The sequence below is a fragment of the Marinimicrobium sp. UBA4209 genome (assembly GCF_002381585.1).
GTDB classification, from domain to species: domain Bacteria; phylum Pseudomonadota; class Gammaproteobacteria; order Pseudomonadales; family Cellvibrionaceae; genus Marinimicrobium; species Marinimicrobium koreense.
Genome location: NZ_DFTP01000049.1, coordinates 12,276 through 13,903 on the forward strand (window position 1 = coordinate 12,276; position 1,628 = coordinate 13,903).

General features: G+C 60.4%; 2 protein-coding genes. Both read left to right on the top strand.

Features of this window, described 5'->3' with window-relative positions; genetic code table 11:
- Positions 1-348: UDP-N-acetylglucosamine--N-acetylmuramyl-(pentapeptide) pyrophosphoryl-undecaprenol N-acetylglucosamine transferase (locus B3187_RS07210; protein WP_286805419.1), on the top strand; the 348-nt coding region annotated here is incomplete at its 5' end.
- A 28-nt stretch (positions 349-376) separates the two neighbouring features.
- A partial coding sequence (murC, locus tag B3187_RS07215) for a UDP-N-acetylmuramate--L-alanine ligase (protein ID WP_286805458.1) occupies positions 377-1,628 on the top strand: 1,252 nt, incomplete at its 3' end.

Below are 1,628 nucleotides of genomic sequence, written 5' to 3' on the forward strand. Positions count from 1 at the left end.
ATGGCCGAGGCCTACGCCTGGGCGGACTGGGTGATCTGTCGAGCCGGCGCACTGACAATTTCAGAGTTGATGACAGTGGGGTTGGCGGCGTTGTTGATTCCGTTCCCCTACGCCATTGACGATCATCAGACGCACAATGCGGCCGTGTTGGTTAATGCCGGCGCCGCGCTGGCGGTCTCGCAAAAAGATCTGGACGGTGAAAAGCTGGCGGCCTTGATGCGGGAAGAGTTTGCCGAGCGCAATCGCCTGCGCGCCATGGCCGAGCGTGGCCGCCAACTGGCACGACCCGAAGCGGCACGAGTGGTCGCCGAGCAATGCATTGCCCAAACCGAGGTCAATCGTGGATAAAGCCATTCAATATTACGAAGTTCCGGAGATGCGCCGCATTCGACGCATTCACTTTATCGGCATCGGCGGTGCGGGTATGAGTGGTATTGCGGAGGTGCTGATCAATCAGGGCTATGAGATTACCGGCTCCGATCTGAAAGCCTCCGGCACCACCCGTCGCCTCGAGGCGATGGGGGCAAAAGTGTTTATCGGCCACCGCGAAGAGAACGTGGTGGATGCGCACGTTGTGGTCAACTCCAGCGCGGTGAAAGCGGACAACCCGGAGATGGTCAGCGCCCGCGAGCGGCGCATACCCATCGTGCGACGCGCCGAGATGCTCGGCGAATTGATGCGCTATCGCCACGGTATTGCGGTGGCCGGCACTCACGGTAAAACCACCACTACCAGCCTGATGGCATCGGTGCTGGCGGCCGGCGGGCAACACCCGACTTTCATCATTGGCGGCCTGGTCAATAGTGCGGGCAGCAACGCTCAGTTGGGGGCCAGTCGCTACCTGGTGGCGGAAGCGGACGAAAGTGATGCGTCCTTCCTGCACCTGCAGCCCATGGTGGCGGTGGTGACCAACATCGATGCGGATCACATGGACACCTATGGGGGCGACTTCAACCAGTTGAAGCGCACCTTTATCGAATTCATTCACAACCTGCCGTTCTACGGACTGGCGGTGTTGTGCGGGGATGACCCGGTAGTGCGCGACATCATCCCATCGCTGTCGCGCCCGATATTGACCTATGGCTTTGAGGCCCACTGTGATTTTCGGGCGATCAATGTCAGCAAGGACAAGATGCAGACCCGCTTTGAAGTCGAGCGTCCGGACCACAAAGAGCCGTTGGCGATTGAGCTCAATATTCCCGGGTTGCACAACGTATTGAATGCGACGGCAGTAGTGGCGGTCGCCACCGATGAAGGCCTGAGCGATCAGGCCATTCAGGACGGGCTGAAACACTTTGCCGGTGTGGGACGTCGCTTCCAGGTGTATGGCCACTACCAGGTCGAGAACGGCGAAGCCATGTTGGTGGACGACTACGGGCATCACCCCCGCGAAGTGGCAGCGACGATTGCGGCCATTCGCGATGGTTGGCCGGATCGCCGCTTGGTGATGGTCTATCAGCCGCACCGCTACACGCGGACCCGGGATCTGTACGAAGACTTTGTGGACGTGTTGTCCTCGGTTGATGCGCTGGTGTTGTTGGAAGTGTACAGCGCTGGCGAAGACCCCATCCCGGGCGCGGATGGCCGCCACTTGAGCCGCAGCATTCGGATGCGCGGTGCGGTCGAGC